This is a genomic window from Desulfamplus magnetovallimortis (assembly GCF_900170035.1).
GTDB lineage: Bacteria > Desulfobacterota > Desulfobacteria > Desulfobacterales > Desulfobacteraceae > Desulfamplus > Desulfamplus magnetovallimortis.
The window spans coordinates 113,870-134,406 of sequence record NZ_LT828556.1 but is presented as its reverse complement, the minus strand read 5'-3'; the positions used below and the strand labels follow the sequence as shown (position 1 = coordinate 134,406).

Sequence of the window (20,537 nt, the reverse complement as noted above, 5' to 3'; positions counted from 1 at the left end):
AGTGTTTACAAAGCTCAAAAGATCATAGATGCCGACTTTGAAAATATAAATACTTTTAAAAAAATTAAAAAAATCCACTCATGTTGCCAGTCAATTCAATTAATCAAACAAAAATTCTTGGAATTTCAGCTTATTATCATGACAGTGCCGCAGCACTTATTGTTGATGGCAAAATTGTTGCGGCAGCCCAGGAAGAGCGGTTTACCAGGAAAAAGCATGATGCTTCATTTCCTGTTAATGCTACCTCCTTTGTATTGGAAAAAGCGGGAATTTCTGTTTCCGAACTTGATGCTGTGGCTTTTTATGATAAGCCTTATATAAAATTTGAGCGGCTTCTTGAGTCTTTTCATTCATTTGCCCCTTCAGGTCTTGGAGCCTTTTTAAAAGCAATACCTGTATGGATTAAAGAGAAACTTTTCATGCGCAGCAACATATGGAGTGCCCTCGAAAAAATTGACGGCGCTTCCTTTGCCTCCAAACCCCACCTTTTTTTTCCGGAGCATCACCTTTCACACGCATCAAGTGCTTTCTACCCATCACCTTTTCAGGAGTCTGCAATACTAACAATTGACGGAGTTGGTGAGTGGGCAACAACAACCATCTGTCACGGCAAAGGAGACTCAATCACAAAGCTGCGTGAGCTATCATTTCCACACTCCCTTGGACTTTTATACTCATCATTTACAGGCTTTTGTGGCTTCAAGGTAAACAGCGGTGAATACAAGCTTATGGGACTTGCACCTTATGGCATTTCCGAATGTAAGGAGACACAATATTTCAAAGAAGCTATTTTAAATCATATGATTGATATAAGGCCTGACGGCTCAATTTTTATGAATATGGATTATTTCAAATATGCTGCTGGCCTTAAAATGTACAACGCAGCAAAATGGCAAATACTTCTTGGTATCCCTGAACGTCCCCCTGAAACGAAAATTTCCCAAAGCTACATGAATCTTGCACTTGCCCTACAGGAGATTACTGAAGAGATTGTTCTTAAAATGGCAAAAACAGCAAAAGATATTACAGAGTCATCTAATCTTGTTATGGCAGGAGGCGTAGCTCTTAATTGTGTAGCCAATGGAAAACTTTTAAAATCCAGAATTTTTGACTCAATATGGATACAACCTGCTGCCGGAGATGCAGGAGGTGCAATAGGTGCCGCCCTTGCAGCACATCACATATATTACAGTGACACAACAAATATTAATGAATCATCTTCCACAGCAAAAAACCCTGAAAAAAACAGATTATATTCTGGGTGTTCACTTGATGTACTAAACCGTCATGGCCGGGGTCCGGCCACCCCCGATCATGAAAATAATGTATCTATTTCCACGGAAAACACTAACAGTTCGTGTGATAACTCTGAAAAACATACCATCCATAAAGCAGATGACATGCAAGGAGCCTACCTTGGGCCTTCATATACAACCCGTGATGCGGAAAAGCTGAAATACAGATATCAGGCAAAATATGAAGTCTTTCCTGATACAAAAACCCTCTGCCGCACAACAGCAAAGCTTATTTCTGAAAACTTTGTTGTAGGATGGTTCCAGGGAAAAATGGAGTGGGGGCCGCGCGCCCTTGGCAACAGAAGTATAGTTGCAGATCCAAGAGACCCTGAAACACAGAAAAAACTCAACCTTAAAATAAAGTACAGGGAAGGATTCAGACCATTTGCACCTTCTGTTATGGCTGAACATGCTAAAGAATATTTTGATATTGACGCACCATCTCCTTATATGCTTATGGTTGCTCCGGTCAAATACTCAATACGCACTCCTGAACCAGAAGGTTATTCAGGATATGAATTATATAAAAGGCTCTATCATGTCAGATCAACTATTCCTGCTGTTACCCATGTTGACTACTCTGCACGCATACAGACTGTTCACAAAGAAACAAACCCCAGATACTGGCAGTTGATATCTGAATTCAAAAAAATTACAGGAATAGGACTTCTTGTCAACACAAGTTTCAATGTACGGGGAGAACCTATTGTCTGTACTCCTGAGGATGCATACCGATGCTTCATGCGAACTGAAATGGATGTTCTTGTCATTGAAAATCTTATCTTTTTTAAAAAAGATCAACCGAAATTCAGGGATGTGGAAAACTGGCAGGAGAAATTTGAACTGGACTAAAAAACACACTTTTTATGGGGGCAAAAAATCAAATAAAAATATGCCTACAGGGCAAACTGAAAGCTTTTATGATTAAAACAAACCTTGAATATATCACAGATACAAACTCCAATTTCGAGTATCTAAAAATACGTCCAGCCGGAGCAAGCTATGCGTCCGACATTGCACGCCCACTGAAACACCCTCTCTGTTTAAATCAGTTTAATTTTTCAGAAATAAATTCATTTCTACTTGATTTAACAACGACTTGCAATGCAAAATGTAAATTTTGCTACAGCTCTCCCTATGGAAGAGTTTCAAAATTCAATAACACTGATCTGCTTGCCATAGATGAAATTCTCCATGAACTTGCAAAACACTCTCTCCTTAAAAGAATTCAGATTGGTTGTGATTTTGAACCTCTTATAAGCAAAGACTTTCATATTATTGGAAAAATGTTTCAGCAAAAATTTGTAGATGCTCCGCTCATCATTGTAACCAATGGAGTCAATCTTGATAAAATAAACATCAAAGATTATGCAAAGGCAGGTGGCTCCAAATTTATTTTGTATGTTTCCATGCATGCTAAAAATTCTGATATATATAAAAGCCTTGTTAAGGGAGCAGATTTTGATCTGATAATAAATAGTGTAAAAAAAATTAGAACCGACTTTCCTGAAATCACCATTCAGTTTGATTGTGTTCTAACCCATCAAAACAGTTCAGATTTAACAGCATACATTCAATGGGCATTTTGTGATTTAGGTGTGGATTTAATTGAGTTCAGAAAAGTAGTTATTCCCGACAGCAATCCAGCTTTGCAAAAAGAAATCGGCTTGCCTTACCATGTTTTCTTAAATCTTTATGAGTCTTTGAAACAAAATAATTTGTATGAAGTTGGTGAGCTTAACAATTCTATTGTACCTGAAAGTTTCTGGGTAAAAAACAGAATCAATATCAGAACAAAGCTTCTTAGGGAAAAAATCTGGCAATTAAAAAAAAACGAGGAGAAATTTTCAAATAAGTTTCTGGAAGCAGAGAAAAAAAATTCTGAACTGCAAAACTCCACATGCTGGCGTATAACAAAGCCAATACGCTTTGTGGGAGAGAAGATAAAAAAACTCAGGAACATATCAAATGTCCATAAATAGAAAGAAACACACACTCTATACCTTTTCAATAATAGTAACGATATTTATAATCATACTTGCAGGTGAAATCCTGGCCAGAATATTTGTGCAGGAATATACCATACCTTACCCGCCTGAAATTAAAACAATCGACCCCTATTCTTCAAATCCTTTCATTTTCTGGTCACGCCAGTTTCTACACAGCCACATTCCACACGCACAATATTATCAGGCAAGATCATACTATAAGGTAAAATATAATATTAACTCTTCAGGATTCAGAGGATATGATATTTCTACTAAGAAAAAAGGATGGAAACGAATTGCCATTATAGGAGATTCCATAGTTGAAGGCCATGGATGCGAAATTGAAGATACTTTTACATATTCTCTCAATGAAAAAGCATATAAATACAGCTGGGAAGTAATAAATTTTGGAGTTCAAGGTGCCTCTCCTCTATATTATGCTTTAAATCTTCAAAGATATCTTTCTGCAAATCCGGATGCTGTCATGATTGTATTGTTTGAAAATGATATCCACGATGACAGAATTCAGGAAAAAAACTATTTCAAGCAGCCATTTCTGGATAACCCTGACGCTTTGTTTCCAGGAGACAAAAATCCAGAATTACAAATAGTTAACAGATCAAAAATGTATATCTTGATGCGCAGAGGATTTCACAATATATTCAAAAATCATATAGAACAAATTATATTGGAGAATAATACCTTCAATATATTGAACAATGAACAGGAAGAGTTAAACAGGCTCTCTCCATGGTTAGTTGCACCTTCCATGTTCGATCAACAATGGCAAATGAGCTCTCTTTATCTTGACATTATTGTTGAAGCTCTGAAAAAAAAAGAAATACCTCTATATGTGGTATTTCTGGCATTGGGAGCACTCTCTCCAGAAAAGGACAGTGCATACAAAAAACATGTCATGGATTTCAACCAGAAAGTGGAAAGCTGGTCTCACAACAATCAAACAACTTTTATTTCACTTGTCCCATTGGCAAAAAAACTATTTGTACACTATTCCCCAACAGATATAATGATTGTAAATGATGGACATCCAACGCCCAAAACCCACCAGATTATATCTGAATATCTATGGTCATCATTTCTGGCCGATAAATAAATGCACAGGAAAGCTTATGAAGGATTTCATCAATAAAATAGTTGAGAAAATACAACCAAAAGCGCTGGAAAACGCTATCAAAAACAGAATTCACAAACAAGAAGATTATCAGGTTATTTCAAAATCTGATAATCTTCTGCTTGAGAATTTTATCAAAAAATGCAGATTGATTAATACTCCCATGGTTTTGGAGCTTGGAACAAAACGTTCTGTTGCAGGCAGATCAACAAGGCACGATGAATGGATTCCCCACGCCGCCGAGTATATTGGCACAGATATCGAACCAGGAGCGGATGTTGATATTGTTGCAGATGTACATCGCTTAAGCGATTTCACAGGAACTGAAAAATTTGACGTGATCATTTCCTGCTCAACATTTGAGCACTTTAAATATCCTCATCTTGCAGCCCATGAAGTTATGAAAGCTCTGCGTATAAATGGATTGCTTTTTATACAAACACATCAGACTTATCCCGTTCATGCTTACCCTAACGATTACTTTCGTTTTTCAAAGGAAGCTCTTGAAGGGTTGTTTGGTTCCAGAATGGGTTTTAACGTCATAGCTACAGACTATGAATTTCCGGCACAAATATACTCAGATAGGGTTACTTCCCTTTCTCATGACCCTGCATTCCTTAACTCCAGATTATATGGAGAGAAGGTGAGTACAACACCAGAAAATTATATTTATGAGCTCGACTCTTATTATAATGTCAAAAATATTGATTGACACAAGAATTACCAATATGTTAGAGATCAAAAATATTGTTTATTATGGATAGCTGTATAATAACATAAGTTACCATATTAATAACCTAATGACCATATATCAAGTTTTAAGTAGTCAATAGGTTATTGTTTAAATTAATTGAAAAAAGAATAAACCTAATTACACAAGAAATATGGAGGATTTTTTTATGAAGATGAAGGCAAACTCAATTATGTGTGCATTTTTTGCCGTGTTATTTTGTGCTGTAACAGCTAACGCTGATCCTGTTATCACAAGCTTTTCTGTTTCAGATAGCAGCATTACAAGTGGAGATTCAGTAACCCTTTCATGGGTCGTCACTGGTGCTGACGAGATTACAATTGACAATGGTATTGGAACCGTCGATTCTATTGGTTCCGTAACTATCACACCTTCTCAAACAACAACATATCAAATGACAGCCACATGTACTACCTGCACGGGAATAACCATTTACTCCGGAGGAACACCAACCACTGGAGTTTCTAAGACAGACACTGTGGCAGTAACTGTCCAGGCAGCAGCAGCAGATGTGGTTACTCCTACTCCTGTAACTGTGGTTACAACTGTTTCTGCGCCAACAATGAACGAATGGGGAATGATAATTCTTGTATCTTTCATTGGCCTTGTATCTATTTACAGAATTAGGCGTATGAACCAATCATAGTTTTTTTATACTTCTGCTGTTACCTGATAATATTAAAACTTCCAACATTTTTTATCAGGGAACAGCAGATTTCATAATCAATGCAGAATAAAATAGATCTTCAAAATACAACTTAAGCCTATTATGTCAACCAACAACAAGCCCCCCATTCTCAAAACAAAAGAAATCTCTCTTTTAAAATTTATCATATCATACATTACACTTATGGCTATCTTTTTACTTTTGATTGGGCTTGATTCTATCAAAAGCATGATAGATATAAATGGTATATATACAGAAATGGTAGTAAAGTTAAGTGTTGTGTTAATAAATTGTGTAGGTGAAGTTAAGGCCGTTTCAGGCTCAATAATCCAGCTTGAAAACATTGCTCTGGATATTCAATTCGGCTGCAATGGCCTTGAAGCATTCATGATATACATTGCTGCAGTGCTCTCTTTTCCATCAACCATGATAAATAAATCAATTGGCATTATTGCGGGGTTTATAATTCTTCAGGTCATAAACATTGTGAGGATTGCAGGGCTTGGCCTTGTGGCAATATATGGCAGGGAATACTTTCATTACTTTCATGTCTATGTTGCGCAGGGAATGATGATTGTTGTTTCATTCATTATTTTTCTCATATGGTTACAATATGTTTCAAACAAAAAAAATTTTGTTTAGCCTCCTTATCTTCGCTACTGCATATATTATATCTCTTATTATCTGGATTCAAATTAAACCTTATTACGGCAATGTAATGACCCGTTCTGGGTCAGAGTGTGCTGCTCTGTTTTCAAGCTTCAGACTGGACAATTTTGTACATGACAATGAAATCGCAAAAATAAACTTTTCTCGTCTCATATATTCACATAAGGGTCTTGGCGATCTGGTAATTGACCTTCAAATAAACGTATCTAACTACTCATTTAACATTCCCCTTACCATTGCCCTTATCTTATCACTTTTACCTATTGTTAAATGGTGGAATCCACGAACCATAATTGAAGTTGTAATCATTCTTCTGGTTATTCATTTCTGCTATGTTTTTTTCTATACCAGCTTGCAGCTTTTTTATTACAGCCATCCTGGTGTCAGACAAGATTCATTTTTAACCACATTGAATCAATATTTTCTGGAATTCATGTGGATGTTCATCGACAACATGGTTGTCAGATTTGAGCCATTTTTGGTGGCACTCTATATTTTCTTTAGAAATCAAGCCACAAAAAAGATCACAAGTAAAAAGATACCTCAACGATAATTCTGTTTTGCTTTTTTTGGTATCACTCATTATTGTGTATGAATTCACAGATCTTTTCCACTATCAACTTATAACCTTGTTCATTTAAATGACAGCAGGTATCACTGTACAGCAGTTCTTCATTTTCATTAAAAATATAGGTCAAATCCTTAAAATTAACGCCATTCTCTATTAACTGTTTTCCTCTTTCACGCAATTTAGGGTAACCATTCAAGACCCCATTCCTGTAGGGATGCCCTGGATCAAAGGCAATCTTCCTTTCTTTTGAAGTAAATTTTTTGGAGTCAGGATCATACTGGTTGGGTTGGATAAAGTGGAAGTATTTGATGCGGTAAGAATCGCATAAATATTTCATGGATATGGAAGAACGCATCCAGACATCTGCCAGATCATCGTACATCCCCTCCTTTGAATCAAACCGATATTCAGGTCCCTTCACAGCGAACCCCAAATTTTTGGAACCAATTGCTTCCTTTAAATGATCCTGCGTCATGGCAAGCCTTAAATTTATAGAATTATCTATAATTCGCCAGATTAATGTTAATGTTGGACTTCTGTAGAGTTTATATTCTTTTACGCTACGGGAAACCACACGCCTTACTGATGTCAAAAAATAGATTTTACTTGTTATTTTGGTTATAACAGGATCGTTGATATCCCTTGCCCTGTACAACCAGTTTCTGGGATAAAATGGAGATACCTTGTTTTTTATATTTTCAACAAAAGGAAGTGCAACTTCATTGAACCCATCAATATTTATAACTATATCAAAATGAGCTCCCATTAAAATTAAATAGTTTAAAACCATTAATTGTTGAGGTTGCTTATACCCCCCAATAGCAAAGTTTACAATATTGACTTTTTTATTAGCAAATTTAAAACATTTCTTCAAATCCTCTATACCTAAAAAATAGGTGCCTTTGGCAAACGATCCTCCAAAAACCGCAATGTTTATCTGATCATTTTTTTTATTTAAATCTTGTTTTTTTTGATATGACGGGAACCCCTGGTTTGTAATACCTTGATTTCTTTCAGGATCCCTGAAATAACCAAAATATGGATGGATAACCTCAACCTGATTACCAACCCAAACATCTCCTGCTGAATCAGATTTGTTGGTGAATTCAACGTTTTCTACTTCCAATATCTGAGTTATTAATTTTTTGACTTGTTTTTTAGAATATAATTCTTGAAAAACAACATAATATGAAACCATACCCAAAATTTCAATTACAAGGTAGGCAAAAAAAACTAAAATAAGAATAAAGGATATTTTTTTCGTCATGGAATATGATAGAAATGAAGAATTAATGTCACCATCCAGATAAACTCAAAACGAGTTTACATTTTTTGATATTTTTGAACCATGATTAAAGGATTATCAAGATGAAACATCAGGCAAATCCCTTAATCATGAAAATCATGGTTCAAAAAAAGTGTCAACAAATAAATGAAAGATACCGAATTAATTTAAAATAATCATATTTGACCCATAACCTATAACTCCAAGGGTCATTAAACCTTTAGGCAGATTTTTTATTCTGATAATATCTCAGATTCATCCAGATTTAATTTCCATACCAGATCTCCTTCATTGAGATCTTGAAACTTTGAGCTTGAAATATACTCAAAATAGGTCGTCAATTTATAAAGGAAGTTATCGTAAGAAAAATAAATCATAGGAATAAGAAAATCATAGTTAGGCCTCATTGATATTGAAATCTGCGACTCAGTGCTGTTAAGAAATTCCTCGCCTGCAGTTTCATAGCCATTGGTAAAGCCATCTGTAAAACCGTCTTCATAACATGTTGAAAAAACAGAAATCCCACAAGAGAGGGGATCGTTTTTACATGATTCTTTTGCCTGTTCTATTGCCAGATTCAAATCTGCTTGAGTAACACCAATAGAAACTTTTTTTGAAAATGTTGGCTGAGTCTCTTCCTGCCCTGTTACTGACAGATTTAAAATCACTGTATATTCACCAGCAGAAGTATAGATGTGGGAAGTGGAATTCGTATCTCCTGAAAAAATTTCACCATCCCCGAAATCCCACTCATACAAATCTATGGTCACATTATCTGGGTTATTTATTGAGGCGGAAAAGACCACAGGCTCTCCAGAAAAACCATTAGCCGGAATTATCCCATTTATAGACACAGCCGATGGTTCTCGGTCATCTATAACAGTTACTAATTGTTGAGACGATATAGGAGTTGATGCTTCATCAGAAAAATAAACTGTCAAAGAAACCGGATATTCTCCTGAAGAACTATAACTGTGTGAAGCAGAGGCAATTGTGGTTTGCTCTTCTTCGCTTCCATCACCAAAATTCCACTTATATGAAGAGATCTCAACATTATCAGGATTATTTAGTGAGGCTGAAAACACCACTGGTACCCCTACGGAAGCAGATATTGGTGTTATTCCATTTATTGATACAACAGATGGTTCGTCAACACCCTCTACAGTTACCCATTGTTGAAAAGATACAGGAGTTAAAGCTTCATCAGAAAAAGAAACAGTCAAAGAAACCAGGTATTGCCCTGAAAAATTATAACTATATGAAGCAGAGGCAACTGTAGTTTGCTTTTCTTCAGTTTCATCACCAAAAGTCCACTTATATGAAGAGATCTCAACATTATCAGGATTATTTAGTGAGGCTGAAAACGCCACTGGTACCCCTACGGAAGCAGATATTGGTGTTATTCCATTTATTGATACAGCAACTGGTTCGTCATCAGCATCTGTTATAGTAATCCATTGTTGAGACGAGACCGGTGCCTCCCCAGCTACCGAGAGTGTCAAGACAACAAGATATTGTCCAGCAAAAGTGTAATTATGTGTTGTTGATGACACATAGATTGGTTCAACTGCACTTCCGTCTCCAAAATTCCATGTATATAGTATAGTTGCGTTATCAGGGTTATTTACCTGTGCTGAAAATTGGATCTTCTCTCCTGTTTCTCCAGACACAGGGGATATGGAAGTAATTGAAAGTGTCTCATCTGATGGGTCATTAGGCTCTGTTGTTCCGTTACATGATGGAACCTGAGTTGACGGTGGATCACCACTTGGCCCCCACATATTTTTTTCTGTCACACAGTCATACCATTGCTTATATTTTTCCAAATTAAGATTGAAGTACCCGTTATTAACCTCAATTGCTTTAGAACATCCAACTGGGCAGTTCTGAAACTTGAATAGAACCCACACGCCCTGACTAGAAGATAAATTTGTTGCAGCAATAGTTATTCTCTCAAAACCATCCTTAAAAGAATAACTAGAATTCCCGTTATATACAGCAGAAGTCCCTACAGCAGGATCAGATTGCCATTCAATTGTATAGCCAGCTTCACAATAAACAGCATTATCAAGTGTCAATGTAACAACAAGCTCTTGTGCGCCTGGGGGGAAATACACTTTAAAAGCAGAGTTACAAGAAATTGTATACGATCCCGTTATAGGATTTACATCACCATATTGACTTAACACTGAAGGATCAAAAAAATCATCATAACTGATATTCAATAGCTGATAAAGAGAATAAAAATTTACTGCTGCAGTAACTGGCCGAACAAAAAGCATAAATATCATTAGAATAATTATTGAAATCTTATTTAGTAATTTCATATATTTTTCCCAAAATCTTGTTAAAACGACTGTTAATTATTTCTTTGAAACGGATAAAAAGATTAACAAAAAAGAGATATCAGAAGTCATAAGTGCAGACACTGGGCTCACACCATTCAAAAAAAGGAGGGGAAAAAAGCGGACTTTTAGACACCCCAAGCTTGATTCAATTTCCGGACATTTTTTTAGGGGGCATTCCCTCGTAAGGTTAGGCACGAGAGGCATACCACTACAGTGGCCAAAGTTAGAAGCACCCACCAAAAAAAAGAAACATCAACAAAAAAACAAAGCATCAGCCAGTGTTAAAAAATTGATTTATAACAAGTAAAATAGTATGAGGCCAGCACCAGCACTTGGGAACTTACATGCAATAATTGCTTACCCTTTAACTCCCCCCATATATGTCTGGAGAAAATAAGCATAGGGAAAAGTTATTTCGACATCGTCCTTAATATAAAAAAGGAGAACCACATGCTATAATTCCATAAAAAAGCATATGATTCTCCCGTTTCAACACAAAAAACTAAGAAGTATTAGAACAACTCAAATCCTTCAAAGGATTACTGACGTACAGTATAAGTACCAAGAGCACCTGTCTGATTAGCATCTTCACCTGGATCAAGAACATTGTCTCCATCAAGATCTTCACTATAAGTTACAACTGACTCTGGAGATGCTGCATATTTCCACATCATATCATTGGAACGATCAAGAACAATAGTTGAATGAATAGATGGTGCTCCAGCATAGGAAACAACATGTGTGTAAGGAGCCAAGTCATCATTAGCTCCAGCAACTACAGGATAGCTCAAGCCGGATTCAATAAATTGAACAAAACTTGGTGCATTAGGAGCAAGGCCCAAACCACTGCGACCAGTTGCTGACAGACCAGTTCCACCACCAGGAATCAATACATTAATCCAACCTTCAACATAACCTGCTGCCATTGCGTCTGCAATCAAAGGAGATACCATCTGCATGGAAACTTCTGGCAGACAATCACGTCTTGTATTTCCAGAAAGGATATCAAGAATCAAGGTCTCTTCCATATCATAGGCTCTATAGGTAAGTCCACAAATGCCACCTGAAAGTCCAGGATAAGCAGAACGGCCTGTTGCAGCTTCATAGCGGGTAGGAAGAGTATTAATGATTATTATATCATTATCTCCATCTGCAGAAAAATCAAACGGAAAAGAGTAACTTGTTTTTGCCAGTGCAGCCTCTATTTCAGGAATACTGTTAAAAGAGGAATTATGCAAATAGAGGGGAGCTCCAGTTCTAAAACCAGTCAATGGCCTAATATCAAAATTTTTCAAAGCTATCATATTGATAGAGGCTTTCTGTCCATAAGAAGTATTCTCAAGAACTATAGTTCCAGTAAGAACATTAGGCACATCTACAGGTGTCCCCAAAAGGTTATAATCACAATCAATCAATCTGTTAATTGGCACAGATGGAGCCAACCCATCAATCTGATTATACAAATGGGAAGCCATTGCAAGAGTGTCTTTGCTAAGAGGTGGCGTCGCAGGAAAAGCAGTAAGACCTATAACCTCAAAATGACCGAACTCATTCAAATCACCACCAGTCAAACAATCTGAGTAAAATTCTCTATGCAGAGGGACTTCGTTGCCCCAAACACCATCAAATGGATTGCATGCTGATGTGCCATCCCAATCAAATTGCTCACTAGACATAACACTATCATCATCACTGAAAATTTCTACATTACCAGAGGCATTAATTCTAACTATACCCTCCCATGCATCTGTCGGAGTAAGATAAATGTTAAAATCGAACACATCACAGCTATAAGTAGCAGATTTAAAAAGAACACGAGCTACAACAGCTACATTGGTAGAAGAGTTAATTACTTTAATTTTAGTCTCATAGTTAGAAAGACTCTGATAAATCTGCCCAAGAAGAACATCTCCATAGCCATTCTGACCAACAGTAACTCTTCCGCTGTCATCCCTTGCAATTGGATTTAACGCGAAAGCGCTTCCAACACTCAATACTGAAGCAACAAACAGCACAACAAAAACCTTCAATACAGTTTTACTCATCATTTTTCCTCCAAAAAAAATCAAAATTTAGCCTACTTAAAATATACTTCAAAACATACTTTGAATCCAATTTCTCTATTTTACCCACCACCTCCTCTAAAAAAAATTCATTTTTGTTTTAGCCCAAATAAACCTTTACCTTTTAAACTCATAGAAAGAACATGTATCAACCAAGCAATGCCTTGTCAACAAAATTATTGTCCAAGAACATCCAAATTAATAGCTGAATACAATTTTATAAAACAAAAACAATCTCTCACTAACTACAAATCAAGCACAACAAATAATCATAATTAACGTTTCTTATAATCAAACATAACGGTAAGTTTCAGTATATATTAAGCATTGGATTTCTAAAAACATGACACCACTTTCCATGTAGAAGAATCCAGCGCTCATTTATAATCTGATAGTTTATATCGGAATGATCATCATCTGAAAAGAAAATTTTAACTCTTATATCCGCAATATCAAACAACTCTTCAACATTCAACAAAAGCACTTCATTCAATTTTCGTGCCTTTTGATGAATATTCAAGTATTTTTCCATAGAAAACTGATATTTTGTATGAGGCGCCTCAAAAGCATATGTTTTTTCAAACTGAAGCTGGCCTTTAAAGTTCCAGTATTCCATAATATTTTTCAATAAAGCGTCGGGCACATTGTCAACCGTACTTGTGAAATCAATTTGAAAGTCAGAATAACTGGAATTTCTGTTTGCAGTATCTGCTCTCAACTGCTGCTGTGGAGAAATAAGAGATAGCAGAACAACAGCAAACAGCCACAAATTCATTAATTTATTAAACATTGCCTTCCACCGCCTTAATCATTTGAAGCCTTTTATTTTTTAAACCCATACTATTTATTCTTCAGCAATCAATTTTCAGAATACAAATAAAAAATATGTACATCCACTTTTTAAAACAGCATTTAAACACAGAAGAGGCTAAAATCAACCACTACTGTTCACATTCCCTCATCTTTTACCTGATACTTGGCTTTCAGACGTTCAAATTCAGAATTAACCTGAGCAAACATTTTTTTTCTTGTCAAGGTTGAACGTATTGAGTCTTTTACATCTTCATATACTTTTTTTTCTGGCGGCTTCATCTCAAGCACTTTTAGAAGAACCCAATTCCCATTATATTGAAATGGCTGTGAAACATCTCCTGGCAGAAGGTTTTCAACATTTGCCGCAAATTCACGGGGCATCTTGTTTTCAGCCATCCACTCAAGTTCCCCTTTGTTCGGAGTGGTTTCCTTATCAATGCTCTCTTCTTCCACAGCGAGTTCAAAGGTTCTTTTATTTTGAGTAACATCAGAAAAAATTTTATCACAGACAACCTTATTTGACACCATAAGCAGTTGAAGTCTGTATTTCTGGGGTTCAGTAAAAAGCTCCGGATTTGCAATATAATAAGATTGCAAAACATCTTCAGAAATTTCAATTTGAGAGTCAAGCTTCTTTTTGTAAAGCAAAGCCAGATATTTTTCCGTCATCCTCTGAACTTTTTTATCAAGCAGCAAATCATCAGACGTACTTTGATACTCAAGCTTAAAAAGCCTGTCCATAAGGATAACTCTCAACTTTTCCTCTTTTGTTGTATCAAAACTTGCTGAAAGCATCTCGTTCTCTGCATCAAGATCTTTTTGTGTTACAGAAAAACCGTCTCCTGAAAAAAATATCTTTTCTGACTCTTCTGCATAACAGAAGAGAGAAAAGCATTCAAAAGATAAAATGCCTATCATCAAAATCTTAAAAAACAATACATGCAGCTTGCTATACCTCATTGTTCCATTGTCCTTATTACCACAAAAAGCTATTATGTGTATTATTTTGAAACAGAATAATCAAGTCCCATATCCTCAAGTTTCAAAGTCAAATTTTTATTATAATATAGATCACCATTTGTCAACCTTGCCTGCCATTTCCTCAGAAAATGAACAACATCCTCTTGTGGCCATGATGATGCAGGCACAATTGATTCACAAGGATCTAAAAAATCTGCAAACGGAGTAAAAACAGTACGATAACCTTGTTTTTCTGCCCTTAAAGAGAAATCAATAACCGCATGTGGCCCAATATAACCACGAGCAAACCCTCCAAGAGAATCCCATACATCCCTTCTTACAGCAAAACACCACGGATGAGGGGCACTGACATTTCTCACGACTGCCGTGGCTGCAATGTATCCTGGCACTGAAGCATCTGCCCCTTCATAAGTAAACAAGGGAACACCATCTGATTTTTGAACCATGCCGGCATGTACTATACGTTTTTTTGCATCAACTATCTTTCCGGTCACTATCCCAACGCCTTCCACCTGAAGCCAGGAGGCCATCTCCTTATATGCTGCCATTGCATCTGATGCTGTAAGACCTTGTCCAACAAACAACAGAAAAGGTCGTTTTTTGGAAGAAGCAGAAAACTCTTTATTTACTCTTGTCACATATTGATCCAAAGGGAAATCATTTTCAATATAATGAACTGAAATATCATCTGATGACGGGCCATCCAGTTGAACCCGGTAGTGCCCACGCCATAAAGTTGATATCTCCTGCACTGTTCCATTAAGATTTCTTCTTTTTAAAGCATGCTCCAGAGCTTTTACACCGGCTTTGTAGGCGTAATCTTTCACATTATGATTTAACGCAACTGATTGCTCGCTCTGACGCCAGTGGTAGAGAACCCTTGAAATATGGTGTACGTTTTTTGTCTTCTCCATAACCCGCAAAACAAGATCATAATCCTGGGAACCTTCAAACTCTTCATGGACACCTCCGACCATATCAACCAGAGATTTTTTGTAAACCATAAGGTGACAAATATAGTTCATGGAAAAAAGAAGCTCTGGAGACCACCCTGGCTTGAAAAGATGCATAAACCTAAGTCCCCTGGTGGAAAGCATATCTCGATCAGAGTAAATCACATCCAGAGAATAGTTATGATTCAGTGCATCTGCAACATAATAAAAAGCCGCAGGCGAGATCCTGTCATCATGGTCAAGAAATGCTAAGTACTCTCCGGATGCCATACCAATTGCATTATTTGTGGCATGGCATATTCCATGATTTTCCGGCAAAAACGATACCTTGATCCGGGGATCAAAAGCAGCAGTTTCCCTCAGCAATTCAAGTGTTTCTGAAGAGGTGCTGCCATCGTCAGCAATACACATTTCCCAGAATGGATATGCCTGGCTTTGAACCGAACGTATGCACTCTAAGAGCATCTCTGTATCTGTATTATATGTGGGAGTAATAACAGAAATCAAAGGCTTGGCTTTAAACGAAACAGCTCTTTTGCGCATCTCTTTCCAGTCATCACAGGTGATGAAATCATTGTGGAAGATCCATGCCTGATACTCTGCCCATTCACTGCTTGCCCAGAATTTCAGAAGGCGGTCATCCGGCATATCCGGTGGCGACACATCCTCATTATCAACCCTGTTTCCGTCTCTCTCTCTGAAAAGGGAACGTCTCTCTTTAATTTTACCATATGCCCTGTCAAAAACAACATTTCTTCCTTTTTTAAACAAAGAAGAGGATGCAAACATCTTTTTAAAAAATGCTCCATATTTTTCAAGGCTCTCTTTCAACGTGAACCTCCGGCAAAAAGGCGCTTAAAAATTGAATTTTTTAAAAATCCTAACATTTCTAAAAAAGTAGGTGCAGATCTGAGGCAGTAATTCTCATTATTCAAAAACATTATTTTTGAATCAAGCCATGAGAGAAAAAGCACACGTTTATAATCAGACTGTATGACCAGATCATACTTACCCCTTAGACGGTAGTACTGGATCATCCTCAACATCCTGTTCATGGAAATTGCTACCATATTGGCACCTGGAAACTGATACACAGCATCTCCACCAGGGAAAGTGAGAAAGTCAATGGTTATATCCGGCCTCTCCCTTACGGTTTTAACAAGTTTTTCCTGAATTTTTGTGGCATGGAGATTCACATGCCATGAAACAAGAATTTTTTTGATATTCGGATCCATAAACGGAAGTTCAGAGAGTAGCTGCTGATGGTGACTTTTTACCGGAGGCAGGCAGATATCATCTTTTCGCCCCATGCGCCCTTTCCGATAGTCATCCACTGCATCAAGTACAAGGTCTGCAAGTTCACATCTGCCAATCATCTTAAGAAACGTTGCCTTATAAAGCTGTCTTCGGACTGCCCTTGCAACATTTTTTTTATCTTTTGCATATTTTTTTAAAACAGTCAGTGCATTCCGGCAATCGTAGTAAACAACCCATGTAGGCACTTTGACCACAGCAGACATATGCCATATCAATGAACGACATGAGACAAGTACCCTGTAGCCCATTTCAGATATTCTGAGACACCATTCAACATCATCAAAATGAATGAAACAATCCAGCCACAATCCAGCTTTAGCTGCCACATCAGAACGAATCAAAAGAGAAGCTGCTGCAACATAATCTACATCCAGACTGGGATGGTAGTCAGGTATAAAATGGGAAAGGTCGCACTTTGTATCAAGCATCTCCTCAACAGCACGTCCTTTCCATGGATGAATAGTTGTAAGATGAAGATTAAAAACAAGTTCACCTGTATTGCGATTGTAGAATGAGCCTACTTCATTAATTCGCCAGGGATAGTCCTGCTGCATCATGGTTGACCCGGCAACAGCGGCATCAGGCGTTGATTCAAGTAGCTCAACAAGCTCTATAAGAGCATATCTGTTTACTACAACGTCATTATCAAGAAGCCACAAATAGTCAAATGAACCAGCCGGCTGCTCTGATGCCCATTTAAGTCCTGTGTTGAAACCTCCTGTCCCACCAAGGTTCTCTTCATTGCAAAGAAGTGTTACATCTTTATAAAGTGCTTTTATGGATTCAACAGTAGTGTCGGTGCTGGCATTATCAACAACAACAATCTTCATGGAAGCTCTTTGATATTCAATATTCTGAAGGCTTTTCAGAAGGTTGAGCACATATTCTTCCTTGTTCCATGTAACAATAATAATCAGCACCTTGGGCATTGCCATATCATTTCCCTTATCAAATATGGTTTTTTATCAGTTCGTTTTAACACAGCCTGACCTTATTAGTTGAATTCAATTGAAAAATCAAGTAAATTGCTCTTTATTGTTCTAAAAAAATAATTTTGCTATATATTTTACACAACACATATATTAAACAAATGCCGTTTATGGTTTGCATTTTAAAAAAGGCTTGTGTATCATCCTCATCCACAACAATGTACCTCTTCTGAGAATTTTGGCCGAGGTTTTAATGGCCACCCGCTATCATAAAAAAACATGACGGGTGTTTTCACGGTAAAGCAACATATATCTTATAACCAAAAACCATTCGAGTAAATTATGAAAATATTAATCATAGGTGGAGGCCCGTGCGGTCTTGGAGCTGCCTGGAGACTCAACGAGCTTGGCCATGAAAAATGGGAGCTGTACGAACAAAACAGCCATCCTGGTGGTCTTTCCGCATCGTTTAAAGATTCTGAAAACTTCTGGTGGGATATAGGCGGCCATGTATTGTTCAGCCATTACAGATATTTTGATACTGTAATGGACACAGTCATGGACAAAGAAAATGACTGGCTCTACCATGACAGAAGTGCCTGGGTGTGGATGGAAAACCGTTTTGTTCCATATCCAATCCAGAATAACATACACCGCCTCTCAAAGGAGACCTTTAGGTCATGCATTCACGGACTGCTGGATCTGCATGCAGGCAGTAACAAACAAAACTGTACAAGCCATACCAATGGACTAAAACACTTTGGGGACTGGATCAATGCAGGATTTGGAGAGGGTCTGGCACAACACTTTTTAAGACCCTACAATTATAAGGTGTGGGCATGGCCTGTGGAGGAGTTAAGCCATGATTGGGTAGGAGAACGGGTTGCCACAGTTGATCTAAAACGCATCCTGGACAACCACCTGAATGACAAAGATGATATAGGATGGGGACCAAACTCCAGATTCAGATTTCCAAAATACAGGGGCACAGGAGCTGTCTGGGAAAACATTGCAGCGCACCTTCCACAGGAAAAAATGCATTTTAATGCAGAACTAAAATCCATAAATATAAAAAACAAAACAATCACGTTTAAAGATGGAACAAAAAAGGAATATGATCTTCTGATAAGTTCCATACCAATAACTGCACTTTCACAGATGACAACCGATCTTTCCCTGGCAACATGGACAGCTCAGAAAACAGAAAATGCCCTGACACAACAGAATTTGAAACACTCGTCAACCCATGTTGCAGGAATTGCCCTAAAAGGAGAAACACCAGAGCATCTCAGAGATAAATGCTGGATATACTTTCCTGAAAATGACAATCCATTTTATCGTGTTACTGTATTCAGCAACTACTCCCCTTACAATGTGCCTGATATTAAAACATCATGGTCACTTATGTGCGAAGTTAGCGAAAGTCCTGCAAAAAAAGTCAGATCAAATCCCGAAAAAGTCATGGATGAAATCATACAGGGCGCACTAAACACAAAACTTATAAATAGCAGAGACGAGATAGATCACACATGGTATCTCAGAATGGAGCATGGTTATCCCACACCTTCCATTGAAAGGAACAAACTGCTCTTTCCCATGCTGAAAGAGTTTGAAAAAAAAGGGGTCTATTCCAGAGGCAGATTTGGTGCATGGCGGTATGAGGTGGGTAATATGGATCACTCATTCATGCAGGGAGTTGAATGCGCCGGGAAAATCCTGTACCAAGGTGAGGAGCTGACGCTTTGGTATCCTGGAGTTGTCAACAGCCCCCATCCATCAACCTTTTACAATTAAAATGACATCAATAGTCGTAAAATGTCCCTGGAATAAGCACATTCAACTTTTGGGCATCTAACAAAAAAAAGCAAAAAAAATACAAATTGACAAAATGCACATTATAGTACACATTAAAGCACATAAATATGGAGGTGCATTATGAGAACAATAACCTTTACCGAATTTAGTAAAAACGTATCTGAGCTGTTTTCTGACGTTGAACAAGGAGAAGTATTCGTTGTAATTCGACACGGAAAGCCCATTGCAGAAGTATCACCAGTTTCAATAACAAAAAATTTACCAGCCTGGAAAAAACCAGCTTTAAGACTTTCATCTAATGGTGCTGAGCTGTCATCTGCAATTATAGAAGAACGGAACAATGAAAATATTTTTTGATTCATCTGCTTTTGCAAAACGTTATATTGAGGAACCGGGTAGTGATTCAGTTGAATCTATATGTCAAAAGGCGACTGAATTAGCATTATCCGTCATTTGTATTCCTGAAATCATATCAGCCATAAATCGTCGTATTCGGGAAGGGGCAATTTCACAAACTCAATACCGAAAGATTAAAACTTGTCTGGCCACAGAAACAGATGATGTAACAATAATCAATTTATTGCCTGAAGTCATTACGGATGCAATTCTTGTGCTTGAAAATAATTCTGTGAGGGCAATGGATGCTTTGCATGTTGCTTGTGCATTACAATGGAATGCAGATCTTTTCGTTTCATCTGACAATCGACAATTAAACGCAGCCAAAAATGCGAAGTTGTTAACTGAAAAAGTATAAAAATGCCGACAAGAATCGGCATTTTCCGTTTTACAATTTAAAGAGCAAAACACCCGGTTTTCTAAGGTTTGAACCAGCAAAGTGTAAATTACCTGGTAAATATATCTCGTAAGTCATAAGTTCTCTCAAAGAAGACCACAGATAGTATTTTTCAGAGAATTAAAAGTACAATATGTGGTGGTAGATTTTAGAACTTACGCCTCTTG

17 protein-coding genes are annotated in these 20,537 nt (G+C 37.3%); 10 read left to right on the top strand and 7 right to left on the bottom strand.

The window, feature by feature from the left end:
- Positions 1 to 80: 80 nt before the first annotated feature.
- The 7 genes from MTBBW1_RS21980 to MTBBW1_RS21950 all read left to right on the top strand — a co-directional run bounded on the left by MTBBW1_RS21980 (position 81) and on the right by MTBBW1_RS21950 (position 7,055).
- The gene (locus MTBBW1_RS21980; protein ID WP_080807251.1) at positions 81 to 2,147 is read left to right on the top strand and encodes a carbamoyltransferase family protein; all 2,067 of its coding nucleotides are present in this window, start codon (positions 81 to 83) and stop codon (positions 2,145 to 2,147) included.
- 68 nt (positions 2,148 to 2,215) lie between these two features.
- On the top strand, positions 2,216 to 3,277 hold the full coding sequence (locus tag MTBBW1_RS21975) for a radical SAM protein (protein ID WP_186441637.1): 1,062 nt from the start codon (positions 2,216 to 2,218) through the stop codon (positions 3,275 to 3,277).
- Positions 3,264 to 4,397, top strand: a complete 1,134-nt coding sequence (locus MTBBW1_RS21970; RefSeq protein WP_080807247.1) for an SGNH/GDSL hydrolase family protein — start codon at positions 3,264 to 3,266, stop codon at positions 4,395 to 4,397. The genes MTBBW1_RS21975 and MTBBW1_RS21970 overlap by 14 nt, the downstream gene beginning before the upstream one ends.
- 16 nt (positions 4,398 to 4,413) lie before the next feature.
- A complete protein-coding gene (locus tag MTBBW1_RS21965) occupies positions 4,414 to 5,127 on the top strand; it encodes a methyltransferase domain-containing protein (protein ID WP_186441636.1) in 714 nt (237 codons plus the stop codon).
- Between the two features lie 187 nt (positions 5,128 to 5,314).
- A complete protein-coding gene (locus MTBBW1_RS21960; RefSeq protein ID WP_080807241.1) occupies positions 5,315 to 5,812 on the top strand; it encodes an IPTL-CTERM sorting domain-containing protein in 498 nt (165 codons plus the stop codon).
- Between the two features lie 123 nt (positions 5,813 to 5,935).
- A complete protein-coding gene (locus MTBBW1_RS21955) occupies positions 5,936 to 6,475 on the top strand; it encodes an archaeosortase/exosortase family protein (protein WP_080807236.1) in 540 nt (179 codons plus the stop codon).
- Positions 6,447 to 7,055 (top strand): exosortase H-associated membrane protein, encoded by a 609-nt coding sequence (locus MTBBW1_RS21950; RefSeq protein WP_080807234.1) that lies wholly within the window; start codon positions 6,447 to 6,449, stop codon positions 7,053 to 7,055. Before MTBBW1_RS21955 ends, MTBBW1_RS21950 begins: the two co-directional genes overlap by 29 nt.
- 22 nt (positions 7,056 to 7,077) lie before the next feature.
- On the opposite strand, the gene MTBBW1_RS21945 is transcribed toward MTBBW1_RS21950, so the two are convergent.
- The 7 genes from MTBBW1_RS21945 to MTBBW1_RS21915 all read right to left on the bottom strand — a co-directional run bounded on the left by MTBBW1_RS21945 (position 7,078) and on the right by MTBBW1_RS21915 (position 17,768).
- Positions 7,078 to 8,340 carry a hypothetical protein gene (locus MTBBW1_RS21945; protein WP_080807231.1) on the bottom strand — a complete coding sequence of 421 codons (1,263 nt, stop codon included), beginning with the start codon at positions 8,338 to 8,340 and terminating at the stop codon, positions 7,078 to 7,080.
- Positions 8,341 to 8,591: 251 nt separating this feature from the next.
- Entirely contained in the window at positions 8,592 to 10,685 is a 2,094-nt protein-coding gene (locus tag MTBBW1_RS21940) for a PKD domain-containing protein (RefSeq protein WP_080807227.1), read from the bottom strand.
- A 560-nt stretch (positions 10,686 to 11,245) separates the two neighbouring features.
- A complete protein-coding gene (locus MTBBW1_RS21935) occupies positions 11,246 to 12,754 on the bottom strand; it encodes a hypothetical protein (RefSeq protein ID WP_139786863.1) in 1,509 nt (502 codons plus the stop codon).
- A gap of 325 nt (positions 12,755 to 13,079) precedes the next feature.
- Positions 13,080 to 13,559, bottom strand: coding sequence for a hypothetical protein (locus MTBBW1_RS21930; RefSeq protein WP_080807222.1), 480 nt, complete (start codon positions 13,557 to 13,559; stop codon positions 13,080 to 13,082).
- A gap of 158 nt (positions 13,560 to 13,717) precedes the next feature.
- The gene (locus MTBBW1_RS21925; protein ID WP_186441635.1) at positions 13,718 to 14,500 is read right to left on the bottom strand and encodes a peptidylprolyl isomerase; all 783 of its coding nucleotides are present in this window, start codon (positions 14,498 to 14,500) and stop codon (positions 13,718 to 13,720) included.
- Positions 14,501 to 14,583: 83 nt separating this feature from the next.
- Positions 14,584 to 16,347 carry a glycosyltransferase family 2 protein gene (locus tag MTBBW1_RS21920; protein ID WP_080807216.1) on the bottom strand — a complete coding sequence of 588 codons (1,764 nt, stop codon included), beginning with the start codon at positions 16,345 to 16,347 and terminating at the stop codon, positions 14,584 to 14,586.
- On the bottom strand, positions 16,344 to 17,768 hold the full coding sequence (locus MTBBW1_RS21915) for a glycosyltransferase family 2 protein (RefSeq protein WP_080807213.1): 1,425 nt from the start codon (positions 17,766 to 17,768) through the stop codon (positions 16,344 to 16,346). The genes MTBBW1_RS21920 and MTBBW1_RS21915 overlap by 4 nt, the downstream gene beginning before the upstream one ends.
- 336 nt (positions 17,769 to 18,104) lie before the next feature.
- Here MTBBW1_RS21915 and MTBBW1_RS21910 point away from each other — a divergent pair, with 336 nt between their 5' ends.
- The 3 genes from MTBBW1_RS21910 (at position 18,105) to MTBBW1_RS21900 (ending at position 20,331) form a co-directional block, all read left to right on the top strand.
- A complete protein-coding gene (locus tag MTBBW1_RS21910) occupies positions 18,105 to 19,556 on the top strand; it encodes a protoporphyrinogen/coproporphyrinogen oxidase (protein ID WP_080807211.1) in 1,452 nt (483 codons plus the stop codon).
- A gap of 141 nt (positions 19,557 to 19,697) precedes the next feature.
- A complete protein-coding gene (locus MTBBW1_RS21905; protein ID WP_080807206.1) occupies positions 19,698 to 19,934 on the top strand; it encodes a type II toxin-antitoxin system Phd/YefM family antitoxin in 237 nt (78 codons plus the stop codon).
- On the top strand, positions 19,918 to 20,331 hold the full coding sequence (locus MTBBW1_RS21900; protein WP_080807204.1) for a type II toxin-antitoxin system VapC family toxin: 414 nt from the start codon (positions 19,918 to 19,920) through the stop codon (positions 20,329 to 20,331). Before MTBBW1_RS21905 ends, MTBBW1_RS21900 begins: the two co-directional genes overlap by 17 nt.
- Positions 20,332 to 20,537: the final 206 nt, after the last annotated feature.